Consider the following 24,896-nt stretch of genomic DNA (forward strand, 5'->3'; position numbering starts at 1 on the left):
GCGTCCGCCGGAATCAGCGTCCGCTTTTTCCAGCCTAGCCATCCGAGCATCCGCCGCGCGGGTGCATTTGCACCGCAAAACAGCCCTGTCCGGACGGTTCGTCCTCCAACGCGGCGACGCAATAGTACGATGTTTGCGTTAACTTCTTGACGACAAGTGGCAACATAAGGCAATCTTCTTTGCATGTCCGCAACGCCGAGCTCGACGAGGAGCAAGCCCAAAAATCCAGGTTCCCAATCCGCCCTGAGGCAGCTTAATCAGCAGCGGATCATCGAGACCCTGATGAGCGGCCCCTGCACCCAGGCCGAGCTCGCCCGCCAGACCGGCCTCTCAACTGCAACGGTCTCCAACATCGTTCGCATCATGCAGGACGCAGGCCTGGCATCCACCGAACCCATCACTAGTTCAGGCCGCCGGGCGCTCAATGTCAGGCTCAACAGCAATGGCGCCGTAGCCGTGGGGATCGACTTCGGCCGCCGGCACCTCCGGGTAGTGCTGGCGTCCCTGAGCTACCACGTGATAGCCGAAGAGTCCGTCATGCTGCCGCTGGGCCACCAGTCCGAGGAAGGCATCCAGGCGGCGGTGGTGCTGCTGGAAAAGCTGCTGCGCGAAAGCGGTGTGGACCGGACCGCCGTGGTGGGTGCCGGCGTCGGAATTCCGGGCCCCATCGACCGACGGACCGGCACGGTGGCGCAGGGCGCCATCCTGCCGGAATGGGTGGGTATCAACATCCTTCCCCACCTTGAGGACACCCTCAAAATCCCCGTGTTTATTGACAACGACGCCAACCTGGGGGCTTGGTCCGAAGTGACCTGGGGCCAGCATTCAGGTGTCAGCAACTTGATGTTCCTGAAGATCGGATCGGGCATCGGCGCGGGCCTGATCCTCAACGGCGCCCCTTACTACGGCAACGTCGGAATCACCGGCGAGATCGGCCACGCCACCATCCATGAGCAAGGGCTGGTGTGCCGCTGCGGCAACCGCGGGTGCCTGGAAACCATCGCCTCCACCACCACCATGATCGAGCTCCTGGGCCGAGGTGAGGACCGGCCGTCCACACCCGCGGACATTGTCCGCAAAGCCCTGGCGCGGGACTCCGCGACCCTTCGCGTGGTAGACGATGCAGGCCTGGCCGTGGGGCGCGCACTGGGCAACGTGGCCAACCTGATCAACCCCGAGGTCATCGTGGTCGGGGGTCCGCTGGCTGGACTCGGCAACCTCCTGCTGGACCCCATCAGGCGCGGCCTGGTCAGGCACGCCGTGCCAGTCATCGGCGAGACCACCACACTCACCATGTCCTCCCTGGGGGACCGCGCCGAAGCACTGGGAGCGGCCGCCCTGGTGTTTCAGCACGCCGGCATCCGCCGCACCTAGACCATTTCGTTATCCAGTAATTGCGTTAAAGACTTGACGACAACATCTGTGATCCAGTTTACTTTTTCATCAGACGGCCTTGCGTTTTGCAGGGCGGACAACGAAGTCATGCATTGGAGGCGTAAGGGCAAATGACGGTCCCCACCACGCAAACCGACCCGGTCATATTGGAGATGCGTTCCATCACCAAGGAGTTTCCCGGCGTCAAGGCACTGTCGGAAGTGAGCCTCCGGGTCAAGGCAGGCGAGATCCACGCAATTTGCGGCGAGAACGGCGCCGGAAAGTCCACGCTGATGAAAGTGCTCTCCGGCGTATACCCGTACGGCAGCTACGACGGAGACATCGTGTACCAGAACGAAATTCAGCAGTTCAGGGACATCCGTGCCAGCGAGCACGCGGGCATCGCGATCATCCACCAGGAACTGGCGCTCATCCCCGAACTGTCCATCATGGAGAACATTTTCCTGGGCAACGAACCCACCAAGCGCGGTGTAATCGACTGGGCGGAGGCCCGGCTCCGGTCCACGGAACTGCTGGCAAGGGTAGGCCTAAGGGAGAACCCGGACACTGCCATCAAGGAAATCGGCGTGGGCAAGCAGCAGCTGGTGGAGATCGCCAAGGCCCTCAACAAGTCAGTCAAGATCCTGATCCTGGACGAGCCGACGGCTGCGCTGAACGAGTCCGACTCACAGCACCTGCTGGATCTGATCCTCGGGCTGAAAGGCCGCGGCATCACCTCGATCATCATCTCGCACAAGCTGAATGAGATCGAGCAGATCGCAGACTCCATCACCATCATCCGGGACGGCAAATCCATCGAGACCCTGGACGTGAAAGCCGACGGCGTTGACGAGGACCGCATCATCAAAGGCATGGTGGGACGCACCCTCGAATCCCGCTTCCCGGACCACACGCCGAAGATCGGTGAAGTGTTCTTCGAGGTCAAAAACTGGAATGTGGCACATCCGCAGATCCAGGACCGGATGGTCTGCAAGAACTCGAGCTTCTTTGTCCGCCGCGGGGAGATCGTCGGGTTTGCCGGGCTGATGGGAGCAGGCCGCACAGAGCTTGCCCGCTCCGTGTTCGGACGTTCCTATGGCCACTTCGTCTCGGGACAGGTTTACAAAAACGGCAAGGAGCTCACTCTCAGGAGCGTTCACCAGGCAATCGACGCCGGCCTCGGCTACGTTACCGAAGACCGGAAATCCCTGGGTTTGAACCTCCTTGACGACATCAAAACCACCACCGTCTCGGCCAACCTCGAGAAAATCAGCAAGCGCAGCGTGGTGGACACAGACAAGGAATTCGCGGTTGCGGAACACTACCGGAAGTCTCTCCGAACGAAGGCCCCCTCGGTGCAGGAAGGAGTGGCCAAGCTCTCCGGCGGCAACCAGCAAAAGGTCGTCCTTGCCAAGTGGATGTTCACCGATCCGGAGCTCCTGATCCTGGACGAGCCCACCCGCGGGATCGACGTCGGAGCCAAGTTCGAGATTTACGGCATCATCCAGGAACTCGCCAACCAGGGGAAGGGCGTCATTGTGATCTCGTCCGAGCTACCTGAACTGCTGGGGCTTTCGGACCGCATCTACACCATCTTCGAGGGCACCATCACCGGCGTTCTCGACAAAGAGGAAGCGAGCCAGGAAGCCCTGATGAAGCTCATGACCTCCACTCGGAAAGCCGCATAACTCCTCTGGTGCTTTCCAGAACCTTCCAGAACAAGGACTGAAACAAATGAACGCGCTCAAGAAGCTCTTCGGTGGCGACACCCGCCAGTTCGGCATGATTTTTGCCTTGGTGGCTCTGATAGTTCTCTTCCAATGGCTCACAGGCGGCATCACGCTCACGCCGGGCAACGTCATCAACCTCTTCAATGGCAACTCGTACATCCTCATTCTGGCCATCGGCATGGTGCTGGTCATCATCGCCGGCCACATCGATCTTTCGGTGGGCTCGGTGGCGGCTTTCGTCGGGATGGTAGTTGCCATTGCCATGCGGGACTGGGGCATTCCGTGGTACCTCGGGATACTGCTCGGTCTCGGCCTGGGCGCTTTGATCGGCGCTTGGCAAGGCATGTGGACGGCTTATGTCGGCATTCCCGCCTTCATCGTTACGCTGGCCGGCATGCTCATCTTCCGCGGCGCTCAGCAGTTCGTTGGCCAGTCGAATTCGATCCCTGTCCCCCGGTCGTTCCAGTACATCGGTGCAGGCTATCTTCCGGAAGTCGGGCCGAGCACCGGGTATAACAACCTCACGCTCCTGATCGGTCTCGCGGCCGTTGTCTACGTAGTCTTCAGCGAGGTCCGCCGCCGCCGCGCCGCCAAGGCGCTGGGAGCTGAAGTTGCCGAAACCTGGGTGGTTGTCCTCAAACTCGTCCTGATCTGCGCTGCCATCCTCTATGCCACCTACCTGTTCGCCACGGGGCGACCGGGAACCTCTTTCCCCATCCCGGGCCTCATCCTGGCTGTGATGGTTCTGATCTACGGCTTCATCTCTTCCAAAACAGTTGTAGGACGCCACATCTACGCAGTCGGCGGCAACCGCCACGCGGCGGAGCTCTCCGGTGTGAAGTCAAAGAAGATCAATTTCCTGGTCATGATGAACATGTCCATCATTGCCGGACTGGCTGGCATGATCTTCGTCGCCCGCTCAACGTCCGCGGGTCCGTCGGATGGCACCGGCTGGGAGCTGGACGCAATCGCGGCAGTCTTTATCGGCGGCGCCGCTGTGACGGGCGGTGTGGGTACCGTCATCGGATCCATCGTGGGTGGCCTTGTCATGGCCGTGCTGAACAACGGCTTGCAGCTCCTGAGCGTTGGTGCCGACTGGCAGTCGATGATCAAGGGTCTGGTGCTGCTGGTCGCCGTAGCCATCGATGTGTACAACAAGTCGCAGGGGAGGGCATCGATTATCGGGCTAATGATGAAGAACTTCAGCCGTCCATCCGGTGGACCCGGCACACCGCTGCAGCCGGACGAAGTCACCTCCACAAAAGAGACCATTTCCAGGGAAGCCTGACGGCAACAGGATCCTGACCTAACCCCGAAGAAGAAAGTGGACAACAATGTTTGGTAAAGCAGGAAAAGCAGCAGCGATTGCTGCAATCGCGGCATTGGCCCTGACGGCCTGCGGGCGGTCCGACACCGGCACCACCGGCAGTTCAAGCGGCGGTGAAGCGTTCCCGAAGGACTCCGCCATCGGCGTCGCACTTCCCAAGAAGACCAGCGAAAACTGGGTTCTGGCGGAGAAACTGTTCAACGATGGTCTGACCAGCGCCGGTTTCAAGCCCACCGTCCAGTTCGCCAACAACGGCGTGGCCGAGCAACAGAACCAGATCAGCGCCATGATCTCTAAGGGCGCCAAGGTGATCATCGTGGGAGCCCTCGACGGTTCCCAGCTGGGAACCCAGCTCCAGCAGGCCAAGGATGCTGGCGCCACCATCATCGCTTACGACCGCCTTTTGCTGAATACCGCGAACGTGGACTACTACGTGGCCTACGACAACTTCAAGGTTGGCGTACTCCAGGGCCAGGCACTGCTGGACGGGATGAAGGCCAAGAAGCCCTCGGGCCCGTACAACATTGAACTTCTGGCCGGTTCGCCGGACGACGCCAACGCCAAGGTATTTTTCGACGGCGCCATGAGCGTCCTGAAGCCGAAAATCGACGACGGTACCCTGAAGGTCCTCTCCGGCCAGACTTCTTTCGAGAAGGCCGTTACCCAGGACTGGAAGGCTGAGAACGCCCAGCGGCGGATGGATACCCTTCTGACCGGCTCCTACGGAACCGCGCCACTGGACGGCGTCCTGTCTCCGAACGACACCCTCGCCAGGGCCGTCATCACGTCCGTCAAGGCGGCCGGCAAGCCGCTTCCCGTGATCACGGGCCAGGACTCTGAGGAGCTGTCGGTGAAGTCGATTCTGGCCGGCGAGCAGTACTCCACCATCAACAAGGACACCCGCAAGCTCGTTGAGCACGCGATCGTGATGGTCAAGGATCTCCAGGCCGGCAAGAAGCCTGAGATCAACGACGACAAGTCCTACAACAACACGGTGAAGACCGTCCCGGCCTTCCTCTTGCCCCCTGTCATCGTGACCAAAGACAACGTGAAGACGGCCTACGTGGACGATCCGGTCCTCGGCCCGCTGACCAAGTAGGACCTGCCACTAAGTAGGACCTGCCCACCAGGCAGCGCCGAAAGAATGCCCCGGCTCCCTCAACAGGGAGCCGGGGCATTCCGCATTAACTCACTACGACTCAATTACGACGCCGGATTCGCCACCCTCAGGACGCCGGGTCCTGTGAAGTGCAGGGCATGGTTCCGCACCGACTCGGGCGTGGTGAAAGCCTTGTAGCTGTAAACACCGGCGGGGTTCCAGCCGACGTCGGTGGTGAAGTCCCTGGCACTCCAGTCGGGAGCCGTGGTGCCACTCCCCTGCGCCTCGGCCAGTGCTTCCGCCTTATGCCGCTCGAAGGAAGCCTGTGCCACAGAGTCCAAGTCAGCCTCTGCACCGTTGAACCATGAGCCGGTGTCACTGAAGCGGTTGCCGTTGTAGCTGCTCACGGTGACCGTCTCATCCGCTCCCGGCCCCGTGTAGTCAAAGGCGTTGTACTCGGAGTAGATCCTGGACTCGTACCCCGCCCCGAGGAAATAGCTGCTGCCACCCTGGGCCTCGCTCACCATGGGATACCGGGGGTCATCGGTGCTGCCCACGAAGTAGTTGTTCACCACGTGGACCTGGCCAAACCTGACCCGCGGCCCGCGCTGCTGGATGTTCTCCATCAGGTTGCCTACGTACGTTACCCGCAGTTTGCCGCCGTCCTTGTCCACGTGCTCGTCGCCAGAACCGAGGAGCATGGTCTTGTCGTGGTCGTGGAGCCTGCTGTTGGAGATAGTGACGTAGTCGGTGCCGTCCTTCAGGTCCAGCAGGCCGTCGTGCCGGTTGGCGTGTTTGCCGCGGAAGCCCACCGGAGCGTCTGTGTCCGGGAAGCGTCCGTCTGTCAGGTCGACGTGGTCGATCCAGAGGTGGTTGGAAGTCACCGAGGACAGAGCGTCGAAGCGCGCGTTCCAGGCGCCGTCGCCGTCGTCCGGGGACCAGGAGGTGAAGAAATCCACCGGTGCTTCGACGCTCAGGTTCCGCACCACCACGTTCTTGGCGCTCAGGAATACGATGTTGGCGCCCACAAACCCAGCATCGTCGCCGAGGCCGATCAGTGTGGTGTTGCTGGGCAGACTCACCTCGATCTGGCGCTTCATGGCGTTGCTGCCCGTTTGCCTGAGCTGGCGCATGGACTTGCAGTAGTCGAAGGTCTGGTCGCTCCAGGTCTTTCCCTCCGGCCCGAAACAGGACATGTACTTGTTGATGTCGTAGCCGGGAGCGTAGTCCTGCTCGCCCAGGATCCTCCCGTCGAGCGTCAGGTTGCCGTCCACCGTTCCGCGGACGTAGATAATCTTGGGCGCCGTGGGTTCGCCGTGGTTGGCCAGAGCAGTTTTCAGTTCGGCGAGGTTGCCCACTTCGTATTGGTTCTCATCCGGCGCTCCGGCACCGCCGTTGGTAACGCCGTCGACGGCGGCCCACCCGGTGGGTGCCGCATCATCCGGGTGGATGACGCCTCCCCCGATAAGGGAAGGACCGGCCGTTCCTGGGCCCGCCCCCGCCAAGCAGACTGCCAGTGTCAGTAGTGATAAAGACGCAGCCATGCTGGTAATCCTGCGGAGGCGGTTGAATAGTTGAATTCGGTTTCGGGACGTCATTGGCCTTTTTCCCGGCATGCCAAATAGACCACATGCCTTGTCGCGGTGCGGGTAATAATTGGAGGATCTTTTGCTGAGAAAGCGTTTTCTGAGCCGCTACTATTCTTACGTCGACGGCTACTAGGCTGTCAAGAGCCTCTGCGCGGACTTCACAGCGGAAACATAGCTTTGGCCCGTTTCCTGCACAGCCAATGAGGCGAGCCTTGGATCAATAGCCAGCCTTTCCGCTGGCCTAGATCCCTAGGAGTACAGTTGAGCGTCCTCGCCCGGAGTGTAGGCAATGCCTTCAGAAACAAGGTCCGAACGGCCGCAGTGGTCGCGGTGCTGGCCGTCGCCATCGGACTAGCACTGGCCATGCTTGTGGCCAACCAGGCAGTTGCAGCGAAAGTCCAGGAGCTGAACGCGTCCGTTGGCACCGTGCTGACCGTCAACCCGGCGGGCGGCCAAGGCTTTGAAGGGGGCGGCGAGCCGCTGACCTCCGCCGAGGCCGCCACCGCGGCCGCCGTACCCAACGTCACCGGCGTGGTGGGCACCAAGGCCCTCCGGCTCAGCAACGCAGCCGAGACCGCCGCAGGACAGACGGGCGCAGGACAGGGCGGCCCGGGAGGTGGCCAGGGTGGCCCCGGCGGGACCTCGGCCACAAGCGTCACCACCAGCCTTACCGCCGCAGTCGACGCCGGCACGCTGGGCAACCGGAACCAGGCCGCCAGCGGTTCCTCGACTACCGCCCAGGCAGCACCGGCAAGGTCCCTGCCCATCACTGCCACCGGAATCGGTGCGGAAGTGGACAGCACCGGCAAGGCCCTGGTCCTCACTGCTGGCGCAGGCCTCGGAGACTACACGGCGGCCTCCACCAACGCGCTGCTGGGGACCACGCTCGCGGAAAAGAACAACCTCACAGTGGGGTCCACGTTCACTATCAAGGACCAGACCTTCACCGTGGCCGGCCTGTTCGACGCCGGGACCGCCTTCGGCAACAACGCCCTCTACGTGACCCTGCCCGCCGCCCAGACGCTCGCCGCACTCCCCGATGAGCTGTCATCCATGATTGTCACGGTCAACAGCATGGAGAATGTGGACGCTGCCAAGACCGCACTGCAGGACGCGCTCGGTACGGACAAGGCAGATGTCACGCAGGGCCAGCGCAACCTGGAAACGGCTGTCAGCTCCCTGGACAGCGTCAAGAACATCTCCCTCATCGCCTTCGTGGCTGCCCTTGGCACCGCTGGCCTGATCATCCTGCTGATCATGGTCATGCTTGTCCGTGAACGCCGCCGGGAAATCGGGGTCCTGAAGGCGATCGGCGCCCCTAACCGCACCATCGGCACACAGTTCGTCCTCGAGGCCCTCGTGCTGGTGGCCATGGGCAGCGCAGTAGGCGCCGCCGTCGCGTCCTTTGCCAGCGGCAGCATCGCGACCGCCCTGATCAGCACCAACAGCACGACGGCAGCCACAACCGCTGCCGGCCGCGGCGCGGGCGGAGCCGGCTTCCCCGGAGGCGGTTCAGGCTTCCCTGGCGGGAACCCCCTCGGCGGGGCCTCACAGCTCCTTACTTCTGTCACCGCCAGCGCCTCCCCCAGCGTCATTGCTGCCGGCATTGCGGCGGTGTTCGGCGTGGCCATCATCGGAGCCCTGGTCCCTGCCCTGCTCACGGCCCGCATCCGTCCCATCGAAGTCCTGCGAGGAGAATAGCCATGATTGAAGTCAAGAACCTGGTCCGCACCTTCAACTCCGGTGACCGCACCATCAAGCCTGTGAACGACGTCAGTTTTGAACTGGAGCAGGGCACCCTGGCGTCCATCGTGGGAAAGAGCGGCAGCGGCAAGAGCACGCTGTTGTCCCTCCTGGGTGCGCTGGACAAGCCCACCAGCGGAGACGTCGTCGTCAACGGCGTGAGCGTGGCCAGCCTGCCCGACGGCAAGCTGACCGAATACCGGCGGCGGGACATCGGGTTTGTTTTCCAGCAGTTCAACCTGATCCCCAACCTCACAGCCGTGGACAACGTGATGCTGCCCATGGAGTTCGCGGGAGTGCGCAAGGCCCAGCGGGTCACGCGTGCCAAGGAGCTTCTGGAGCAGGTGCAGCTGGACCCGGACAAGCATGTGCGGCGGATCAACAGGCTCTCTGGCGGTGAGCAGCAGCGCGTGGCGATCGCCCGGGCACTGGCCAACGAACCCCAGCTGATCCTCGCCGACGAGCCCACCGGCAACCTGGACGAACAGACAGGCGACCACATCATCGAGCTCCTCAGCTCGCTCAGCCGGGACCACAACACCACCATCCTGGTGGTCACCCACGACAGGGCGCTGGCGAACAAGACGGAACGCCGCTTCAGGCTCCAGCAGGGCAAGCTGACCGAGGATCCGGTGCGCGCCAAAGCCGGTGTGGTTGCAGCCTCGGCCTAGGCCACCAGCTGAGGGAGGGCTCCCCAAACCCTCTCTCAGCTTTCGCACTCTTCTTCCAAACGCTCTCTCACCTCCTGCAGGTAATATCCAAGCGCTCTCTCACCTCAATGAGAAGATGGGCACCATGAGTGCGCCCATTGCCAAGCCATGGCTGTCCAGCCAGTCCGATCAGGACCCCCGTTCCGCTACCGGAGCTCCCTTGCGCTGGGGCGTCATCGCCACCGGCGGGATTGCCCGGTCTGTAGCGCAGGACCTGTCCCTGCTGGCCGATGCGGAGCTTTACGCGGTAAGTTCCCGCGGTCAAGCCACCGCTGATAATTTCGCCGCAACCTACGGTTTCGCCAAGGCTTACGGGGACGACGACGGCGTGCACGGCTACCAGCGGCTCCTCGCCGATGACGCCGTGGACGTGGTGTACGTCGCCACTCCGCACGCCCAGCACCACCAGATCGTGCTCGCTGCGCTCAATGCAGGCAAACACGTCCTGTGTGAAAAGGCCTTCACCATCAACGCCAGAGAGGCCGCTGAGCTGATTAACCTCGCCCGGGAGCGGAACCTCTTCCTGATGGAGGCCGTGTGGAGCCGCTTCCTGCCGAGCATGCAGCGGGCTTTCGAGATTGCTGCCTCCGGAGAACTCGGCGAAGTCCACTGGGTGGCCGCTGATCTCGGATTCCCCGCACCATACTCGCCGACCGCCAGGCTCTGGGCGCGGCAGGACGGCGGCGGCGCACTGTTGGATCTCTCCGTCTACCCGCTGCTGTGGGCCCTCGGAACATTGGGATTCCCGCAGATCGTCAGCGCTACCGGCTTTGTCAACGACGACGGTGTGGACGCACAGAATGCCATGACACTCGGGTACCGCCACGGCGCACAGGTGCAGCTCACGTCCTCCTTGTTGGCGCACGGTCCGCGCACGGCAACGGTAGCGGGAAGCCTGGGCTACCTGCAGAGCGTCGGGTCAATCAACAACCCCCGCGAGCTGGCGATAGGCATCGGCCGAGAGGAGCTCCGCAAGGAGGTGTTCGACGTCGTCGGCCTGGGCTATACCTATGAGCTCCGCGAGGTGACGCGCTGCATCCAGCAGGGTCTGACGGAGAGCCCGGTGATGCCGTTGGAGGATTCACTGAACACCATGCGCCTCTTCGACGGGGTACGAGCCCAACTGGGTGTCAGCTACCCCAACGACGCGCACTGACAACAGAGCTATATCAGTCACTTTTATCCAAAACGGCATCTGTAAAGGCTGACCAGTAATTACAGGGTTTGTTCCGCCCAGTGACAGTGTAAGTAAATTTGATGGCTTTATCTTCATTTCAGTAGACGTGCTGCGCAACCCAGTCCTACGCTGTAGAAGCTGAGATCTCAACTGTTGCTGGGGGTGGTACGCATGGCTAAGGCTCGTCTGCCAAGGCGTCTGCTCCGGCCGGTTTTGCTGGCTGCTGCCGTTACCCTCACGTGGTTGACGCTTTCCACCTCTGCCGCCATAGCTGACTCTTCGACAGACTCTTTGCTCCGCGGAGACGTTGACTGGGACAGGGGACCCCGCGCCCGTTGCCGCAATCCCGGTCCCCAATCCAGGGTCTCCCTCCTCTGGACTTCTTCAGCCCGTCGTAGGAAGCCTCGCAGGTCCGGCCGATCAGTTGGTTGCCAGGCTTCCGATAGCCAACCGCGTGGCACCGTCGGACACAGTCTCCACAGTCTCCGACCTCGTGGCCGCGCTGGTCGACGATGCCGCCGCGGGCTTGGTGGACGCCATGACCCCTCCGCTCGTCGAAGCGATGCCGAAGCTTGAACCCGTTCTGCAACCAGTGGCGGAGCTCGTGAACGGCAATGTGCCGCCAGTGTCGTTGCCTGAGCTCGAATCCGCTAGTTTCAACCCCGCAAGTGCGCTTGCAGGAGATCCAGCCGGATCCCCCGCTAGCCAGGGCGGGGAAGCCTCTGTCAGCCCTGCCGCTGGTGCAATGGCGCCCCAGCAGGACCGGTCTGGTATCGCCTTTGGCGATTCTCTGGCAAACACCGGTTTGGCGTCATCGTGGGCGGGGATGCTCCTGCATGACGATCCTTCGCCCGTCCCTGCCCCCGCGCCTCCAGGTCCGTCTTCAGGATCCGGGAGTGGCGCCTCGCCAGCAGGCTCCCCCGGTTCAGCCGCCTGGCTGGACACGTTTGATTTTTACCTTCCGCTTGCTGGCGTTGTCCCGCTCGGCGGTTCCTCTGAGCATGCCCCTTCGCCGGTCTCGTTCGACCCCGGCTCTTCCCCTGACTAGTTGAGCCCTTTTCTGCCCCTTCGTTGGCAGACAACGGCCATCCGGGCTGCTCTCGTGCGCCCAACATCAACTTCTCAGGAGACAACATCATGCATTCCAATCTTCGCAGGGGGCTGCTTAGCACCCTCTTCGCCGGAGGGCTACTTGCTCTCGGCGCCACTGCAGCAAGCGCTGCGGATACAACAAGCGGAACGGATCTCTCCGCCTCCGCCATGGTCTCAGCGGCGACATCCGCTAATCCCACGTCGTTGAGCCTGCTGGGTGGCTCAACGCCGTCAGGAAGGGCGGATGTTGCCGCTGCAGTAGACGTCGCCCTGGGCACTGCCGGCACCGGAACCGGAGCCGGCAACACAGTTCTCGCCGCGGCAGCCGACGTCGCAGTCGGGCTCGGCAACGTGACCGGCACCAACGGGACTGAGGGCACAGCTGCCGGCCTTGCTGTCGCAGCCGACGTCGCAGTCGGGCTCGGCAACGTGACCGGCACCACCGGCAACCCCGCCGCCGACCTCGCAGCCGCTGTCGACGTCGCAGTCGGGCTCGGCAACGTGACCGGCACCAACGGGACTGAGGGCACAGCTGCCGGCCTTGTTGTCGCAGCCGACGCCGCAGTCGGGCTCGGCAACCTGACAGGCACTGGCACCAACGGCAACCCCGCCGCCGACCTCACAGCCGCAGTCGACATCGGGCTGGGACTCGACACCTCCGCTCTGCTGGAAGACGTGACCACCGGTATCGGTGGATCCGTCGTCATCGGCGGTGGCGCTGACGGAACCGGCACCCCTGGCACAGACAACCCGGGCACCGAGACTCCGGGAACCGGAACGGGCAACAACGGGACAGTTGGCGGCACCGACCCGACCGGCACCACCGGAACGGGAACCAACGGAACCGGAACGACCGGAACCAATGCGGTGATGGGCACCGGCAATGGTGCTGCTGGCATCACGGTTGTTCCTGCTGGATCAACGACGGCGCTTACAGTATCGGCCGCGGGAACCACACTGGCCAACAGAGGCTCCACTCCTGCCCAGGGCAACAACAACGCGCTGGCTAAGACCGGTGTGGACATGAGTCTGGTCACCGCAGCCCTGCTCGCCATGGTTGCCGGACTGCTGCTGCTTCTCATCCGGCGGCGCAGGACGTCCTGAAATGGCCTGACGCTGGACCTGCAAGACATCAGCTAGCGCTCTGAGCCCCTGCCGTTCGCGGCAACCGGCCACACTCTCAGGGAAGGGAGGTGGGCTCCCCGAACATCCACGTACAACCAGCACCTGTCCATGTGTCGGTGGTCCGGCCCGAAGGTCTCATCTGACTTCGGCGCCGGGCCGCCGGTGCGGCTGCTCGGGCAGTTCCGGCCGTTGCGGCCGTTGCGGCGACCCGTCCCCCACCGCCGTATCAGAACCGGTTCAGGCCCGCGCCCACAACGTGCCCAACACACCCTCTCGCCCGTATAATTTGGGTAGAAAGTGCCGCAGCGCACCGGGAGGAACAGGTCATGGTAGCGGATTCGCCCAGCTCCATCAGGAATGAAGTGGTTGGCGGACGCTACCGGCTTGGCGAGGTGATCGGCCGTGGCGGAATGTCGTCGGTCTACTGCGCCCGTGACGAAAATCTGGGCCGCGACGTGGCCTTGAAGCTCTTCGCGCCCCAAGCTCCGGATGCGGACGAGCTTAAGCGCCAGGAAGCCGAAATCCAGCTGCTCGCAACGCTCAACCACCCCGGCCTGGTCACGCTGTTCGACGCCGGAATCGACACACGCATCCCGGATGAACCCCGTCCGTTCCTGACCATGGAACTCGTCGACGGACAGGATCTGCGGACCCGGATCGGGCTCGGCCCAGTTCCGTTGGATGAGCTTGCCGTCATCGGGGCCGGCATCGCTGATGCGCTTGCCTACGTGCACGGCCTGGGCATCATCCACCGCGATATCAAGCCTGCGAATATCCTGCTGGTGCGGATCCGTCCCGGTGAGCCACTGCGACCCAAGCTGACAGACTTCGGGATCGCCAGGATCGCAGACTCAACGCGCCTCACCGCCACCGGGACCCTCGTGGGAACGGCAGCGTACCTTAGCCCTGAACAGGCCATGGGTTCACCACTTACGCCGGCCTCCGACATCTACTCGCTGGGACTTGTCCTGCTCGAATGCATCAAGCGCGCGGTGGAATATCCGGGAAACGCCGTGGAGTCGGCTGTCGCCCGCCTGCACCGTGCCCCGGAAATCCCAGATGACGTCCCTGCTGAATGGGCAGACCTGATCCGGTCCATGACTGATGTCGAACCGCTGCTGCGTCCGGAAGCAGGCGACATTGAAATCGCCCTGCGCCAGGCCCTGGTCTCGCCGGCGTCCACGCCGGGCGAGCTGTCGCCGGAACCAACTCTGGTGCTTCCCGCCATGCCTTTCCGGCCCCCGTCCATCTCTTCCGCCGAACCTGCCCGGGAGGCCGCCGTCGCCTCCGGCGGGGATACCCTGACCATGACCGACCAAAGGACGTCTTCCCGGCTCCCGGCAAAAAGCCATTCCAGGCCACGGCTCCCACGCAAGCGGAGAGGCAAGGGCAAAAGCAAAGGCGTCGCCGTCTGGATCTGGCTCGCCGCGATGCTGGTGACGCTTGCCATACTGGCCGGGGCAGCGGCACTGACAGCAAGCCTGTCCAGATCCTCAACACCCGACGTCGTCCCTTACCCGACCGTCACCGGCACCTTGGGTGATCACCTCAAGGAACTTCAGAAGAGCGTGCAACCGTGACCCGGCCGAAGGACAACCACCCGCGATGGGGGCGGCTGGTCGTGGCTATTGTGGCTGCAGTGCTGATGCTCACATCAGCTCTGGTAGCTTGCGCTCCCGCAGATTCCGGCCTGCATCGCGACGCTGCCCGCCACCTTCAGGCACGCGTTCTTGGCGTGAGCCAGGCGGCGGCAGGCAACGATCCGGCTGCAGCCTTGGCGGCTCTGGACAGCCTGGAAGCTGACCTGGCTGCGGCATCGTCCAGCGGCCAGGTGTCCGAGGACCGCCGGCGAACAATCATGACCGCAGTCGCCGCCGTTCGGGCCGATCTGACAGCATCGAAGGCCGAGGCCGACGCCGCAGCCGCCAAAGCGGCAGAGGAAGCAGTTGCCGCCGAAAAGGCCGCCGCGGACGCGGCAGCAAAAGCCGCCGCGGATGCCGCAGTGCCCCCGATGCCCGCCGCGCCAGCGCCAGCGGACAACGGCAAAGGCGGCAAAGGAAAAGGCAAAGACGGCTGACACAAGGTATTAGCCGCCTACTTACAAAGCGGCATAAAGGCGGCGCCCCGGTTGCCCGGGACGCCGCCTCCAGGATGGCCGGCCGGTAAGCGGCCAGCCGTGAACCCCTAGCTCAGGGTCCCAATGACCTTGTTCAGTGTGGCGGAGGGACGCATCACCGCGGAGGCCTTGGAATCATCCGGGCGGTAGTAGCCTCCGACGTCCACCGGAGAGCCCTGGACTGCAGCCAGTTCATCCACAATGGTTCCCTCGTTGGACGCCAGCGCCTCGGCCACCGCTGAGAATGACGCTGCGAGCTCCGCGTCCCCGGACTGCTTGGCCAGCTCCTCCGCCCAGTAGCGGGCCAGGAAGTAGTGGCTGCCGCGGTTGTCCAGTTCGCCGGCGCGGCGGCTCGGTGATTTGTTCTCCAGCAGGAAAGTACCTGTGGCCCGGTCCAGGGTGTCCGCCAGGACCTGGGCGCGGGCGTTGCCCGTGGTGGTGGCGAGGTGCTCGAAGCTCACGGCCAGGGCCAGGAATTCACCCAAGCTGTCCCAGCGGAGGTGGTTTTCCTTGAGCAGCTGCTGGACGTGCTTGGGTGCGGATCCCCCGGCACCGGTCTCGAAGAGTCCGCCGCCGTTCATCAGCGGAACAACAGACAGCATTTTGGCGCTGGTGCCCAGCTCCAGGATGGGGAACAAGTCCGTGAGGTAGTCGCGCAGCACGTTGCCCGAGACCGAGATAGTGTCCTCGCCCTTGCGGATGCGCTCCAGGGTGAACGCGATCGCTTTGACCGGGGACATGATCTCGATCTGCAGTCCCTCGGTGTCGTGCTCCTTGAGGTACTCCTTGACCTTGCCGATCAGCGTGGCATCGTGGGCGCGGTCCTCGTCCAGCCAGAACACGGCCGGCATCTGCGAGGCCCGGGCGCGTGTGACGGCCAGCTTTACCCAGTCCCGGATGGGGAGGTCCTTGGTCTGGCAGGCGCGCCAGATGTCGCCCGGTGCTACCTCGTGTTCGACCAACACAGCACCTGAGCCGTCAACGATCTGCACCGTTCCGGGTTCCTGGATCTCGAAGGTCTTGTCGTGGCTGCCGTACTCCTCTGCGGCCTGTGCCATGAGCCCTACGTTGGGGACCGTTCCCATGGTGGTGGGGTCGTAGGCGCCGTTGGCGCGGCAGTCATCAATGACGACCTGGTAGATGCCGGCGTAGGAGCTGTCCGGAAGGACTGCCAGGGTGTCGGCTTCCTCGCCGTCCGGTCCCCACATGTGGCCGGAGCTGCGGATCATGGCCGGCATCGAGGCATCCACGATGACGTCGCTGGGCACGTTCAGGGTGGTGATGCCCTTGTCCGAGTCGACCATGGCCAGGGCCGGACCGTCTTCGAGGCCCTTCTTGATGAGAGCCTGCACGCCTTCGCGTACATCCTCCGGCAGGTCCTCGAGGCCGCTCAAGATGGCGGCAAGGCCGTTGTTGGGGCTGAGGCCGGCGGCGGCGAGCTGCTTGCCGTAGGTCTCGAACAGCTCAGTGAAGTAGGCCTTCACCACGTGGCCGAAGATGATGGGGTCCGAGACCTTCATCATGGTGGCCTTGAGGTGGGCGGAGAAAAGGACGCCTTCCTCTTTAGCGCGCGCAACCTGGGCTGCCAGGAACTCGTCCAGGGCTGCGGCGCGCATCACGGTGCCGTCGATGACTTCGCCGGCCAGGACGGGGAAGGCCTTCTTCAGGACCTTCACGGAACCGTCTTCGCGGACCAACTGTATGGCGATGGTGCCCTCTGACTCGATGACCACTGACTTCTCGTTGGAGCGGAAGTCGTCCTTACCCATGGTGGCCACGTTGGTCTTGGAGTCCGGGGTCCAGGCGCCCATGGAGTGCGGGTTCTGGCGCGCGTAGTTCTTGACCGACAGCGGCGCACGGCGGTCCGAGTTTCCTTCACGAAGGACCGGGTTCACCGCGGAACCCTTGATTTTGTCGTAGCGGGAACGGACGGCCGTTTCCTCGTCGGAGGAGGGGTTGTCCGGGTAATCCGGCAGGCTGTAGCCCTTGCTCTGCAGTTCGGCGATGGCCGCCTTCAACTGCGGGATGGACGCGCTGATGTTGGGAAGCTTGATGACGTTGGCTTCGGGCGTCTTTGCCAGTTCACCCAGTTCAGAAAGGGCGTCACCGATCTGCTGCTCGGGCGTGAGGTAGTCACCAAACACTGCGATGATGCGGCCGGCGAGCGAGATGTCACGGGTCTCTACCTCCACACCTGCGGTCGAAGCAAAAGCCTCGATGATCGGCAAGAACGAATAGGTAGCCAGCATCGGCGCTTCGTCGGTGTGGGTATAGATAATCTTGGACATGCGCGGGCGTCTCCCTGGAGGTCGGCTTATTTTGGAAATCCGGTCTTATTTCACCACGTCTAACTTACCTGAGGACGAGGCTCCGGACCCTACCCAAAATGCCTGGACTCCCTTGCGTTACCGCCCGATTACAGCAGAGCGCGCCCGACGGCGGTGCCCACCTCAGGGCGGCCAGCCGCCGTCGGGCTTTGCCTCCGGAGAAATGGCCGGCGACGTTACTTGCTCAGTCAGCGGCGCTTGTGGGGAATATCACTGGGCCATACCTGGACGTATTTGGGGTCCTGGCGGCGCAGTTGTGACGTATCGGTGAACGCGTGGACAGGATCCACGTCACTCTCCTCGGAGCGGCTGCAGCAAAGGGCCCACTGTTCCGCCCCAGAATGCCTCGGCTGGACCCGCCCGCGGGCCCCTACATGAGTGGTCACTCCTATTTACAAAGCTGTCATATCCGGATAAATTCTAGGGGTCACCATGCGGGCCCAGGAGCCCTCCCCAACCCGTTTAGACAGGACAACGATGACACGTACCAGGTCTCTGGCTGCCAGCCTTTTGAGCCTCTCGGCAGCAGCCCTTCTGGCACTTGGTGCCGCTGGTGGAGCCACGGCTGCCCCTGCAGGACCGGACGACCATAAGGTCCCCTCAGTGACGAGCGTCACCGTGGACAGCTCCGGGGTCGCAGACTACTGGACCGCTGATCGCATGCTCAATGCCATCCCCGGTGATGTCCTGGCCGGAAAAGCCCTTGGACGTGACAGAACCACAAGCGCCGCCCCAGTGGAGAGGGGCTCCAACACCAAGGTCACGGCTTCGAAGGCCAAGCCCACCATTGCCGTTAGCGAGTCCCCGGTGGACCACATTGGCAAAGTATTCTTCACCCTGGCCGGGGTGAACTACGTCTGCTCCGGCAACGCCGTGACGTCAACCAACAAGAGTACGGTTACCACCGCAGGCCACTGTGTCAATGAGGGGCCGGGCGCCTTCGCCACCAACTTCGCATTTGTACCTGCTTACCTCAATGGCACTGCGCCCTACGGCAAGTGGACCGCCAGAGCCCTGTACGCACCCACGCAGTGGAGTTCGAACGGTGACATGCAGTATGACACCGGCTTTGCGGTGATGAACCAGCTGAACGGGAAGTACCTCTCCGACGTCGTCAACGAATCCGGAGTGCAGTTCAACGCCCCGCGCGGCCTGGCCTACAAGTCCTTTGGCTACCCCGCGGCGTCGCCCTTCAACGGCGAAAGCCTCAAAAGCTGCACAGGCACAGCCACCAACGATACGAACAACCCGCAGTTCAACACCCAGGGCATCCGGTGCGACATGACCGGCGGATCATCCGGCGGCCCATGGCTCATCCAGGGCAGCACCCCGGAAACGAGCGGTTCGAACGGCCTCCAGAACTCCATCAACAGCTACGGCTACAGCGGGTCATCTGTAATGTATGGCCCCTACTGGGGGTTGGTCATCCAGCAGACCTACTCAAGTGCCGCGGCATCCTAAGGAGCCCTCGCACGGCGAGGAATCCGTCAGCCACAGCGACCTTGCCCGGACGCACGATGAGATCCTCGAGTACTGGACTCACCAGCGCATGGCAGACGCCAGGCCCCGGGAGCTTCGGTTTCCGGAGGAGGGTCCGCGTCTCAAGCAGCGGGGCGCGGACAATCAAGCAGCTGAGTCATAGGTAGCACGTTAAAGCCCGACGGCGTCTCTCCCCTCAGGGGACAGACGCCGTCGACGTTTAACCGCCTAGTGGAAGAAGTGGCGGGAACCAGTGAAATACATGGTGACGCCCACCGCGTTGGCTGCGGCGATGACTTCCTCATCCCGCACAGAGCCGCCGGGCTGGACCACCGCGCGGACTCCGGCGTCGATCAGGATCTGGAGGCCGTCAGCGAACGGGAAGAACGCATCGGAGGCTGCCACGGCGCCGCTGGCACGCTCCGGCGCATCGCTCGGGTCAGCGCCGGTAGCACCGCCTGGGGCATCGCCCCCAACAGCATCATCGGACGTTACGGTAACACCCAGCGTGTTGGCCCGCTCCACCGCCAGGCGGCAGGAATCGAGCCGGTTCACCTGTCCCATGCCGATCCCCACTGCTGCGCCCTCGGAGGCCAGCAGGATGGCGTTGGACTTGGCGGCACGGCAGGCGGTCCACGCAAAAGCGAGGTCAGCCAGTGTGGCTTCGTCAGCGGCTTCGCCGGCGGCAAGGGTCCAGTTGGCCGGGTTGTCGCCGTCGGCGTCCACCTTGTCCGTTGTCTGCACCAGCACGCCGCCGGAGACCTGGCGGATTTCAGCCGGGTAGCGGTCGTAGCCTTCGGGCAGGGCCAGCAGCCGGATGTTCTTTTTCTTGGACAGGATCTCCACGGCCTCGGGCTCGAATCCGGGGGCAATGACCACCTCGGTGAAAATGTTCGCCACGGTCCGGGCCATGCCAGCAGTGACCGTGCGGTTGGCCGCGATGACTCCGCCGTACGCGGAGACAGGGTCGCAGGCATGGGCTTTGGCGTGGGCGTCGGCGATCGGGTCCGCGGCGTCCGCTGAACCCACTGCGATCCCGCACGGGTTGGCGTGCTTGACCACGGCAACGGCAGGGCCGGAGAAGTCGTAGGCCGCGCGGAGGGCGGCGTCTGCGTCAACGAAGTTGTTGTAGCTCATGGCCTTGCCGTGCAGCTGGTCCGCCTGCGCGATACCCGCGGGGGCTGCCTTGTCTACGTAGAGCGCGGCCTGCTGGTGCGGGTTTTCGCCGTAACGGAGGACCTCCGAGCGTTCCAGCGCCAGGCCGGCGTAGGCTGGCCAGTCAATCACGCCGTCGCCGTCTTCGTCGAGGAACTCACTCGCCGTCCAAGTGGCCACGGCGTTGTCATACGTGGCGGTATGGGCAAACGCCTTGGCGGCCAGCCGGCGTCGGGTCTTCAGGTCAAAGCCGCCTTCGGCAGCCGCCGTGACCACCTCGCCGTAGAAGGCCGGGTCAACAACGATGGTGACGGCGGCGTGATTCTTCGCAGCCGAGCGCACCATGGCGGGGCCGCCGATGTCGATCTGCTCGACGACGTCGTCCTGCCCGGCGCCGGACTTCACGGTCTCGACGAACGGGTAAAGGTTCACCACCACAAGGTCGAAGGTCTCGATGTCCATGTCGGCAAGGGTTTCCATATGCGCCGGGACGCGGCGGTCAGCCAGGATGCCGCCGTGGACGCGGGGGTGGAGGGTTTTCACGCGTCCGTCCAGCATTTCCGGGGAGCCGGTGACTTCCTCGACTTCCTGGACCGGGATGCCGGCCTCGGCGATCTTCTTGGCCGTGGAGCCGGTGGAAACAATCTTCACACCGGCTTCGTGCAGGCCCTTGGCGAGCTCCTCCAGACCGGTCTTATCGTAAACCGAGATCAACGCCCGGCGGATGGGAACACGGTCTATGGATACACGGTCAAGCTGCGTGAAGCTCACAAAAGTCTCCGTCTTATCGCGCGGTTCAAGCCGCGGTTGGTGGGGATACGGCCAGTTTATCGTGTTGGCGGGGCTGATCCTCCAGCGGGCTGTCTACAGGCCGGAGTGTGAACGCCCTTCCGGCAAGGCTAGAGTTTTTGGCAGGAGGCTGAGATGAACACATATACCACTGTGCCCAGCGGCGAACAGGTGGTCCAGGAACTGCCATGGCGCTGGAAAGTCCAGGGCAGGATCTTTGTGATCGGAGGCCTGGGCTTCATGTTCGATGCCTGGGACGTGACACTCAACGGCATCCTGATCCCCCTGCTCTCCACGCACTGGGCCCTTACCCCGGGCGAGGCGGGCTGGATCGGCACCGCAAACCTGATCGGCATGGCCTTGGGCGCGTTTGCCTGGGGTACCATCGCGGACACTATCGGGCGCAAGAAAGCGTTCACGGCCACGTTGCTGATCTTCTCCCTCTTCACCGTCCTGGGCGCGTTCTCTCCCGACTTCATCTGGTTCTGCGTGTTCCGCTTCATGGCCGGCTTCGGTTTGGGGGGCTGTATTCCCGTGGACTACGCCCTGGTGGGCGAGTTCACCCCGCGGAAGCAGCGGGGCAGGGTCCTCACTGCCATGGACGGCTGGTGGCCCGTCGGTGCTGCGCTGTGCGGTTTTGTCTCCGCCGCACTTGTGGCAGCGTTCGCCGACTGGCGGCTGACCATGCTGGTGATGGTGCTGCCCGCGCTCCTGGTGTTCTGGATCCGCCGCAGCGTGCCCGAATCCCCGCTCTTCCTCATCCGGAAGGGCAGGCGAGAGGAAGCCGCAAAGGTCATCGATGACCTGGTGACGGCCACCGGCGCCGAGCCCCGGGCGTACAGCCTGCCCGACGCGCAGACCGTCCCACGCCTGTCAGCCGGCAGCGCCTGGCAGCAGCTGCGCCTGGTGTGGCAGTACAACTGGAAGATCACCACGGCGGCCTGGTTACTGTTCTTCAGCATCCTGCTGGTGTACTACCTGTCACTGACCTGGATGCCGAGGATCCTCATCGGCGCCGGGTTCGCTGAATACAAGGCGTTCGTAACCACCGCGTCGATGGCCGCCGTCGGCCTGCTGGGCGTGATCGTGGCGGCGCTGCTGGTGGAACGGGTGGGCCGCAAATGGATCCTTGCCATCACTGGTCCGCTGTCCGCCCTGACGCTGGTGATCGTGGCCTTTGTGGTGGACATTCCCACGGCTGCCGTGTTCTGGCTCCTGGTGTTCGGCTTTGTGGTGCAGGTGGCCATCCCCGTGCTCTACGCCTACGTGTCCGAGCTCTATCCCACCGAGCTGCGCGGTACCGGCTTCGGCTGGGCCTCGACGTTTTCGCGGCTGGGGGCCGGCTTCGGCCCGCTCATCTTTGCCAGCTACTTCTGGCCGGAGCTGGGTCTCGCCACGTCCTTTGCCCTCGCCGGCGGGCTGGTCCTGGTGTCCGTGCTCTGGATGGCCCTGTTCTCCCCGGAGACCAAGCAGCGCCGTCTCGAGTAGCAGGTTGGAGGCGGGCGGGGGCAGACCGGAGGGGCGGGAGCGTGGGCTAGGAGTGCGAGGCAGCAGCGAGGGATGCCAGGGTGGAGACCAGAAGGCGTCGCTCTACCGCCTTGATGCGTTCGTGCAGGGATTCCTCGGTGTCCGAGTCCTCGATGGCCACGGCTTCCTGGGCGATGATTGGACCCGTGTCCACACCGGCGTCCGCCCAGTGCACCGTGCACCCCGTGACCTTGACGCCGTAGTCCAAGGCGTCCCGCACTCCGTGGGCACCAGGGAAGGCGGGCAGCAGGGCGGGGTGGGTGTTGATGTATTTGCCGTTGAACGCGTTGATGAACTCTGGGCTGACAATCCGCATGAACCCCGAGGACACCACAAGGTCCGGCTCAAACGCCGCCACGGCCTCGGTCAGGGCGGCATTCCACTCAGCGCGGTTGGTGTACGCCTTGAAGTCCACCACAAACGTGGGGATGCCTGCTGCGGCGGACCGCTCGAGCCCGTAGGTGCCCGGCCGGTCCGCGCCCACGGCAGTGATCTCCACGTCCAGCTCCCTTTCCTTCACGGCGTCGATGACTGCCTGGAGATTGGAGCCGGTACCGGAAACGAGGACTACGATGCGCATGGGTCTAGCTTAGGGTCAGGCTCGCGTAGGCTGGAAAACATGAACACCACACCGGGGCCTGCTGGGCAGCAGCGGACTGATACGCCGCTCAGCGAAGCAGCCAAGAGCTCCCTGAGCACCACACACAATCTGTTCAGGATCTTCGTTCTCACCGTGCTGGGCTCGTTTTTCGTCCTCCAGCTGGACCTCAATTACCTCTGGCTGACGGCTATCCTGACCACCGCGAGCTTTGTCCTGGGCATCCTGCTGCTGATCAGGGCCGCGCAGCTGAAAGAATCCAGGATGGTCCTCTTCGGCACTATTTCTGGGCTGGTGGTTTCGCTCGTCATGGTGCTGGTGATCCTGGCAGTTTCGGCGTTCTTCAACGAGTTCCGTGATTTCCAGGATTGTACGCGAGTGGCCCTGACGGACCAGGGCATGTCCCAGTGCCGTATCCAGCTGGAGAAGTCCGTGCCGATGCAACTGCGCTGATCCGGTGTGATTTTGCGCAGAATGACGCCGCGCTAGCGCGCCAGTTCCACTTCCTCCTCCACCTGCGGCTGGCGTTCCAGCCAGGGCCCGGCGGCGTAACCGATCACGACGCCGATGCCCACTTCCGCGGCCACCCATACGGCCGTCCACAAAGGGTCAGGACCGATGTCAGTGAGGCGGCCGAGCCCGGCCGAGCCGCGGGCAACCCACGCCAGACCCGCAGCCAACAGGCCGGCGGCGATGCCCGCCAGCACACCCAACGCCAGCGTTGATGCCGGGGCCGTAAACCAGCGGGCGGGTATCTTGATGGCGAGCCATTCGTCGAAATGGTTTTCCCCTTCGCGCAGGAACCACCACCCCGCCAGCACGCCGGCCAGGACCGGGACCACGAGTGCCACGAAACCGTAGTCCAGTGACCCTGGGGGGATGGCCGCGAAGACGGGGATGGACGGCAGCGGCCCGGTGGCGGTGCCCAGCGGGCCCACCTGTGAACCCACACCAAGGTGGAACCCGGCCCCGGAAACCCAGGCCAGGGCAAACACGGCGAGGTTGGGGAGGAAGCCCAGCTGTGCGATGGTGAGGGCAGCACCTCCCACAGCACCGGCGTCGAGCGCTTCATAGACGGCGATCACCAGGTTCCAGTGGATGAAAAAGTCCACCGCCAGCAGCACGCAGGACAGCGCCAGCGCGGACATCACAGCCACAAAACCGGCCTTCGCGGCGGAGGCGAGGTACGATCCGGCCCAACGCGAGTGCTGGCTGGTGCGGGCGATCCAGGCCACAGCGTCCACGCCGATGAGCCGGCTCCAGGAGCCTGCCTCGCGCCGGGCGCCCGTCACCATGCCGAGGGCAAACGGGATCAGCGGTATGAGCATGGCGTACCAGAGATTGATCACGACGTCGGCCGTGCGGCATACGAAGCCGGTGGCCGCCCCAAAGGCGGCGTAGACAACCCAGGACCCCAGGAGCGCCTGCCATAGCTGGTCGGTGTAGGAGGCGCGCGCAAGCCGTCGGCCAGCTCGCCAGGCGAGCAGGAACGGGATGAGGGTGAGTCCCAGCGGAGTCAGCGTCAGTATGGCCGACCCCGCGCTGCCCGCCGCTCCGGATCCGGCGGCGGCCAATTGCAGCGGCACACCGTGGATCAGCAGCCACGCCTGACCTGCGAGGCGTGCCAGGACGTCGAAGGCGGAATTCTGGAAGCCAGCCGTTGCCCACACCGCCGCGATGGGAGCCATTACCACCAACGCGGAAATGATGGCTGCCTGTGCCGTTTCCAGCGCCCCCTGCAACCACAAGGGCATGGGAAGGCCACGGTCTCCGGTCTGATCAGCGCGCAGTTTCATCGCTTTCCATGGTGTCACGGCCGGGCCCTCTACCCTGTCCGCGACAGGCTCAATGGGCCCGGGAGACTGATCATCCGTCGCCGCGAATGGCGCGGTGCCCAGCGCCCCACCCCGGCGCTTTTTCCACACGTCCGCCGTAAAAT

General features: G+C 63.8%; 19 protein-coding genes. 14 read left to right on the forward strand and 5 right to left on the reverse strand.

Features of this window, described 5'->3' with window-relative positions:
• Window positions 1-183 precede the first annotated feature (183 nt).
• From J7E83_RS01855 to J7E83_RS01870, 4 genes are all read left to right on the forward strand, one after another.
• Window positions 184-1,374, forward strand: a complete 1,191-nt coding sequence (locus tag J7E83_RS01855; protein WP_214958706.1) for an ROK family transcriptional regulator — start codon at window positions 184-186, stop codon at window positions 1,372-1,374.
• A gap of 131 nt (window positions 1,375-1,505) precedes the next feature.
• The gene (gene mmsA, locus J7E83_RS01860) at window positions 1,506-3,062 is read left to right on the forward strand and encodes a multiple monosaccharide ABC transporter ATP-binding protein (RefSeq protein ID WP_214958707.1); all 1,557 of its coding nucleotides are present in this window, start codon (window positions 1,506-1,508) and stop codon (window positions 3,060-3,062) included.
• 46 nt (window positions 3,063-3,108) lie between these two features.
• The gene (mmsB, locus tag J7E83_RS01865; RefSeq protein WP_214958708.1) at window positions 3,109-4,392 is read left to right on the forward strand and encodes a multiple monosaccharide ABC transporter permease; all 1,284 of its coding nucleotides are present in this window, start codon (window positions 3,109-3,111) and stop codon (window positions 4,390-4,392) included.
• A gap of 46 nt (window positions 4,393-4,438) precedes the next feature.
• On the forward strand, window positions 4,439-5,530 hold the full coding sequence (locus J7E83_RS01870; protein WP_214958709.1) for a sugar-binding protein: 1,092 nt from the start codon (window positions 4,439-4,441) through the stop codon (window positions 5,528-5,530).
• Between the two features lie 104 nt (window positions 5,531-5,634).
• Here J7E83_RS01870 and J7E83_RS01875 read toward each other — a convergent pair whose 3' ends face one another.
• On the reverse strand, window positions 5,635-7,074 hold the full coding sequence (locus J7E83_RS01875) for a polysaccharide lyase family 1 protein (RefSeq protein WP_251043284.1): 1,440 nt from the start codon (window positions 7,072-7,074) through the stop codon (window positions 5,635-5,637).
• Between the two features lie 306 nt (window positions 7,075-7,380).
• Between J7E83_RS01875 and J7E83_RS01880 the strand changes: the two genes are divergently transcribed.
• The 7 genes from J7E83_RS01880 (at window position 7,381) to J7E83_RS01910 (ending at window position 15,043) form a co-directional block, all read left to right on the forward strand.
• On the forward strand, window positions 7,381-8,820 hold the full coding sequence (locus J7E83_RS01880; RefSeq protein WP_214958711.1) for an ABC transporter permease: 1,440 nt from the start codon (window positions 7,381-7,383) through the stop codon (window positions 8,818-8,820).
• Between the two features lie 2 nt (window positions 8,821-8,822).
• Entirely contained in the window at window positions 8,823-9,533 is a 711-nt protein-coding gene (locus J7E83_RS01885) for an ABC transporter ATP-binding protein (RefSeq protein WP_214958712.1), read from the forward strand.
• Between the two features lie 124 nt (window positions 9,534-9,657).
• On the forward strand, window positions 9,658-10,728 hold the full coding sequence (locus J7E83_RS01890; protein WP_214958713.1) for a Gfo/Idh/MocA family protein: 1,071 nt from the start codon (window positions 9,658-9,660) through the stop codon (window positions 10,726-10,728).
• A 475-nt stretch (window positions 10,729-11,203) separates the two neighbouring features.
• Window positions 11,204-11,797 carry a hypothetical protein gene (locus J7E83_RS01895; RefSeq protein WP_214958714.1) on the forward strand — a complete coding sequence of 198 codons (594 nt, stop codon included), beginning with the start codon at window positions 11,204-11,206 and terminating at the stop codon, window positions 11,795-11,797.
• Window positions 11,798-11,886: 89 nt separating this feature from the next.
• Complete coding sequence (locus J7E83_RS01900; RefSeq protein ID WP_214958715.1) at window positions 11,887-12,945, forward strand: LPXTG cell wall anchor domain-containing protein; 1,059 nt, start codon at window positions 11,887-11,889, stop codon at window positions 12,943-12,945.
• Between the two features lie 347 nt (window positions 12,946-13,292).
• The gene (locus J7E83_RS01905) at window positions 13,293-14,546 is read left to right on the forward strand and encodes a serine/threonine-protein kinase (RefSeq protein ID WP_214958716.1); all 1,254 of its coding nucleotides are present in this window, start codon (window positions 13,293-13,295) and stop codon (window positions 14,544-14,546) included.
• Window positions 14,543-15,043 carry a mucin-associated surface protein gene (locus J7E83_RS01910; RefSeq protein ID WP_214958717.1) on the forward strand — a complete coding sequence of 167 codons (501 nt, stop codon included), beginning with the start codon at window positions 14,543-14,545 and terminating at the stop codon, window positions 15,041-15,043. The genes J7E83_RS01905 and J7E83_RS01910 overlap by 4 nt, the downstream gene beginning before the upstream one ends.
• A gap of 107 nt (window positions 15,044-15,150) precedes the next feature.
• Here J7E83_RS01910 and J7E83_RS01915 read toward each other — a convergent pair whose 3' ends face one another.
• On the reverse strand, window positions 15,151-17,370 hold the full coding sequence (locus J7E83_RS01915; protein ID WP_214958718.1) for an NADP-dependent isocitrate dehydrogenase: 2,220 nt from the start codon (window positions 17,368-17,370) through the stop codon (window positions 15,151-15,153).
• A 516-nt stretch (window positions 17,371-17,886) separates the two neighbouring features.
• Between J7E83_RS01915 and J7E83_RS01920 the strand changes: the two genes are divergently transcribed.
• Window positions 17,887-18,870, forward strand: a complete 984-nt coding sequence (locus J7E83_RS01920; RefSeq protein WP_214958719.1) for a serine protease — start codon at window positions 17,887-17,889, stop codon at window positions 18,868-18,870.
• A gap of 246 nt (window positions 18,871-19,116) precedes the next feature.
• Here the strand turns inward: J7E83_RS01920 and purH are convergent, their stop codons facing one another.
• The gene (gene purH / locus J7E83_RS01925; protein ID WP_214958720.1) at window positions 19,117-20,814 is read right to left on the reverse strand and encodes a bifunctional phosphoribosylaminoimidazolecarboxamide formyltransferase/IMP cyclohydrolase; all 1,698 of its coding nucleotides are present in this window, start codon (window positions 20,812-20,814) and stop codon (window positions 19,117-19,119) included.
• 153 nt (window positions 20,815-20,967) lie between these two features.
• Here purH and J7E83_RS01930 point away from each other — a divergent pair, with 153 nt between their 5' ends.
• On the forward strand, window positions 20,968-22,320 hold the full coding sequence (locus tag J7E83_RS01930) for an MFS transporter (RefSeq protein WP_214958721.1): 1,353 nt from the start codon (window positions 20,968-20,970) through the stop codon (window positions 22,318-22,320).
• A gap of 46 nt (window positions 22,321-22,366) precedes the next feature.
• Here J7E83_RS01930 and purN read toward each other — a convergent pair whose 3' ends face one another.
• Complete coding sequence (gene purN / locus J7E83_RS01935; protein ID WP_214958722.1) at window positions 22,367-22,939, reverse strand: phosphoribosylglycinamide formyltransferase; 573 nt, start codon at window positions 22,937-22,939, stop codon at window positions 22,367-22,369.
• A 39-nt stretch (window positions 22,940-22,978) separates the two neighbouring features.
• Between purN and J7E83_RS01940 the strand changes: the two genes are divergently transcribed.
• A complete protein-coding gene (locus J7E83_RS01940) occupies window positions 22,979-23,410 on the forward strand; it encodes a hypothetical protein (protein WP_214958723.1) in 432 nt (143 codons plus the stop codon).
• A 32-nt stretch (window positions 23,411-23,442) separates the two neighbouring features.
• Here the strand turns inward: J7E83_RS01940 and J7E83_RS01945 are convergent, their stop codons facing one another.
• Complete coding sequence (locus J7E83_RS01945) at window positions 23,443-24,753, reverse strand: DUF6350 family protein (protein WP_214958724.1); 1,311 nt, start codon at window positions 24,751-24,753, stop codon at window positions 23,443-23,445.
• Window positions 24,754-24,896 lie beyond the last annotated feature (143 nt).

The organism is Arthrobacter sp. ISL-48, from assembly GCF_018613805.1.
Lineage (GTDB): Bacteria > Actinomycetota > Actinomycetes > Actinomycetales > Micrococcaceae > Arthrobacter.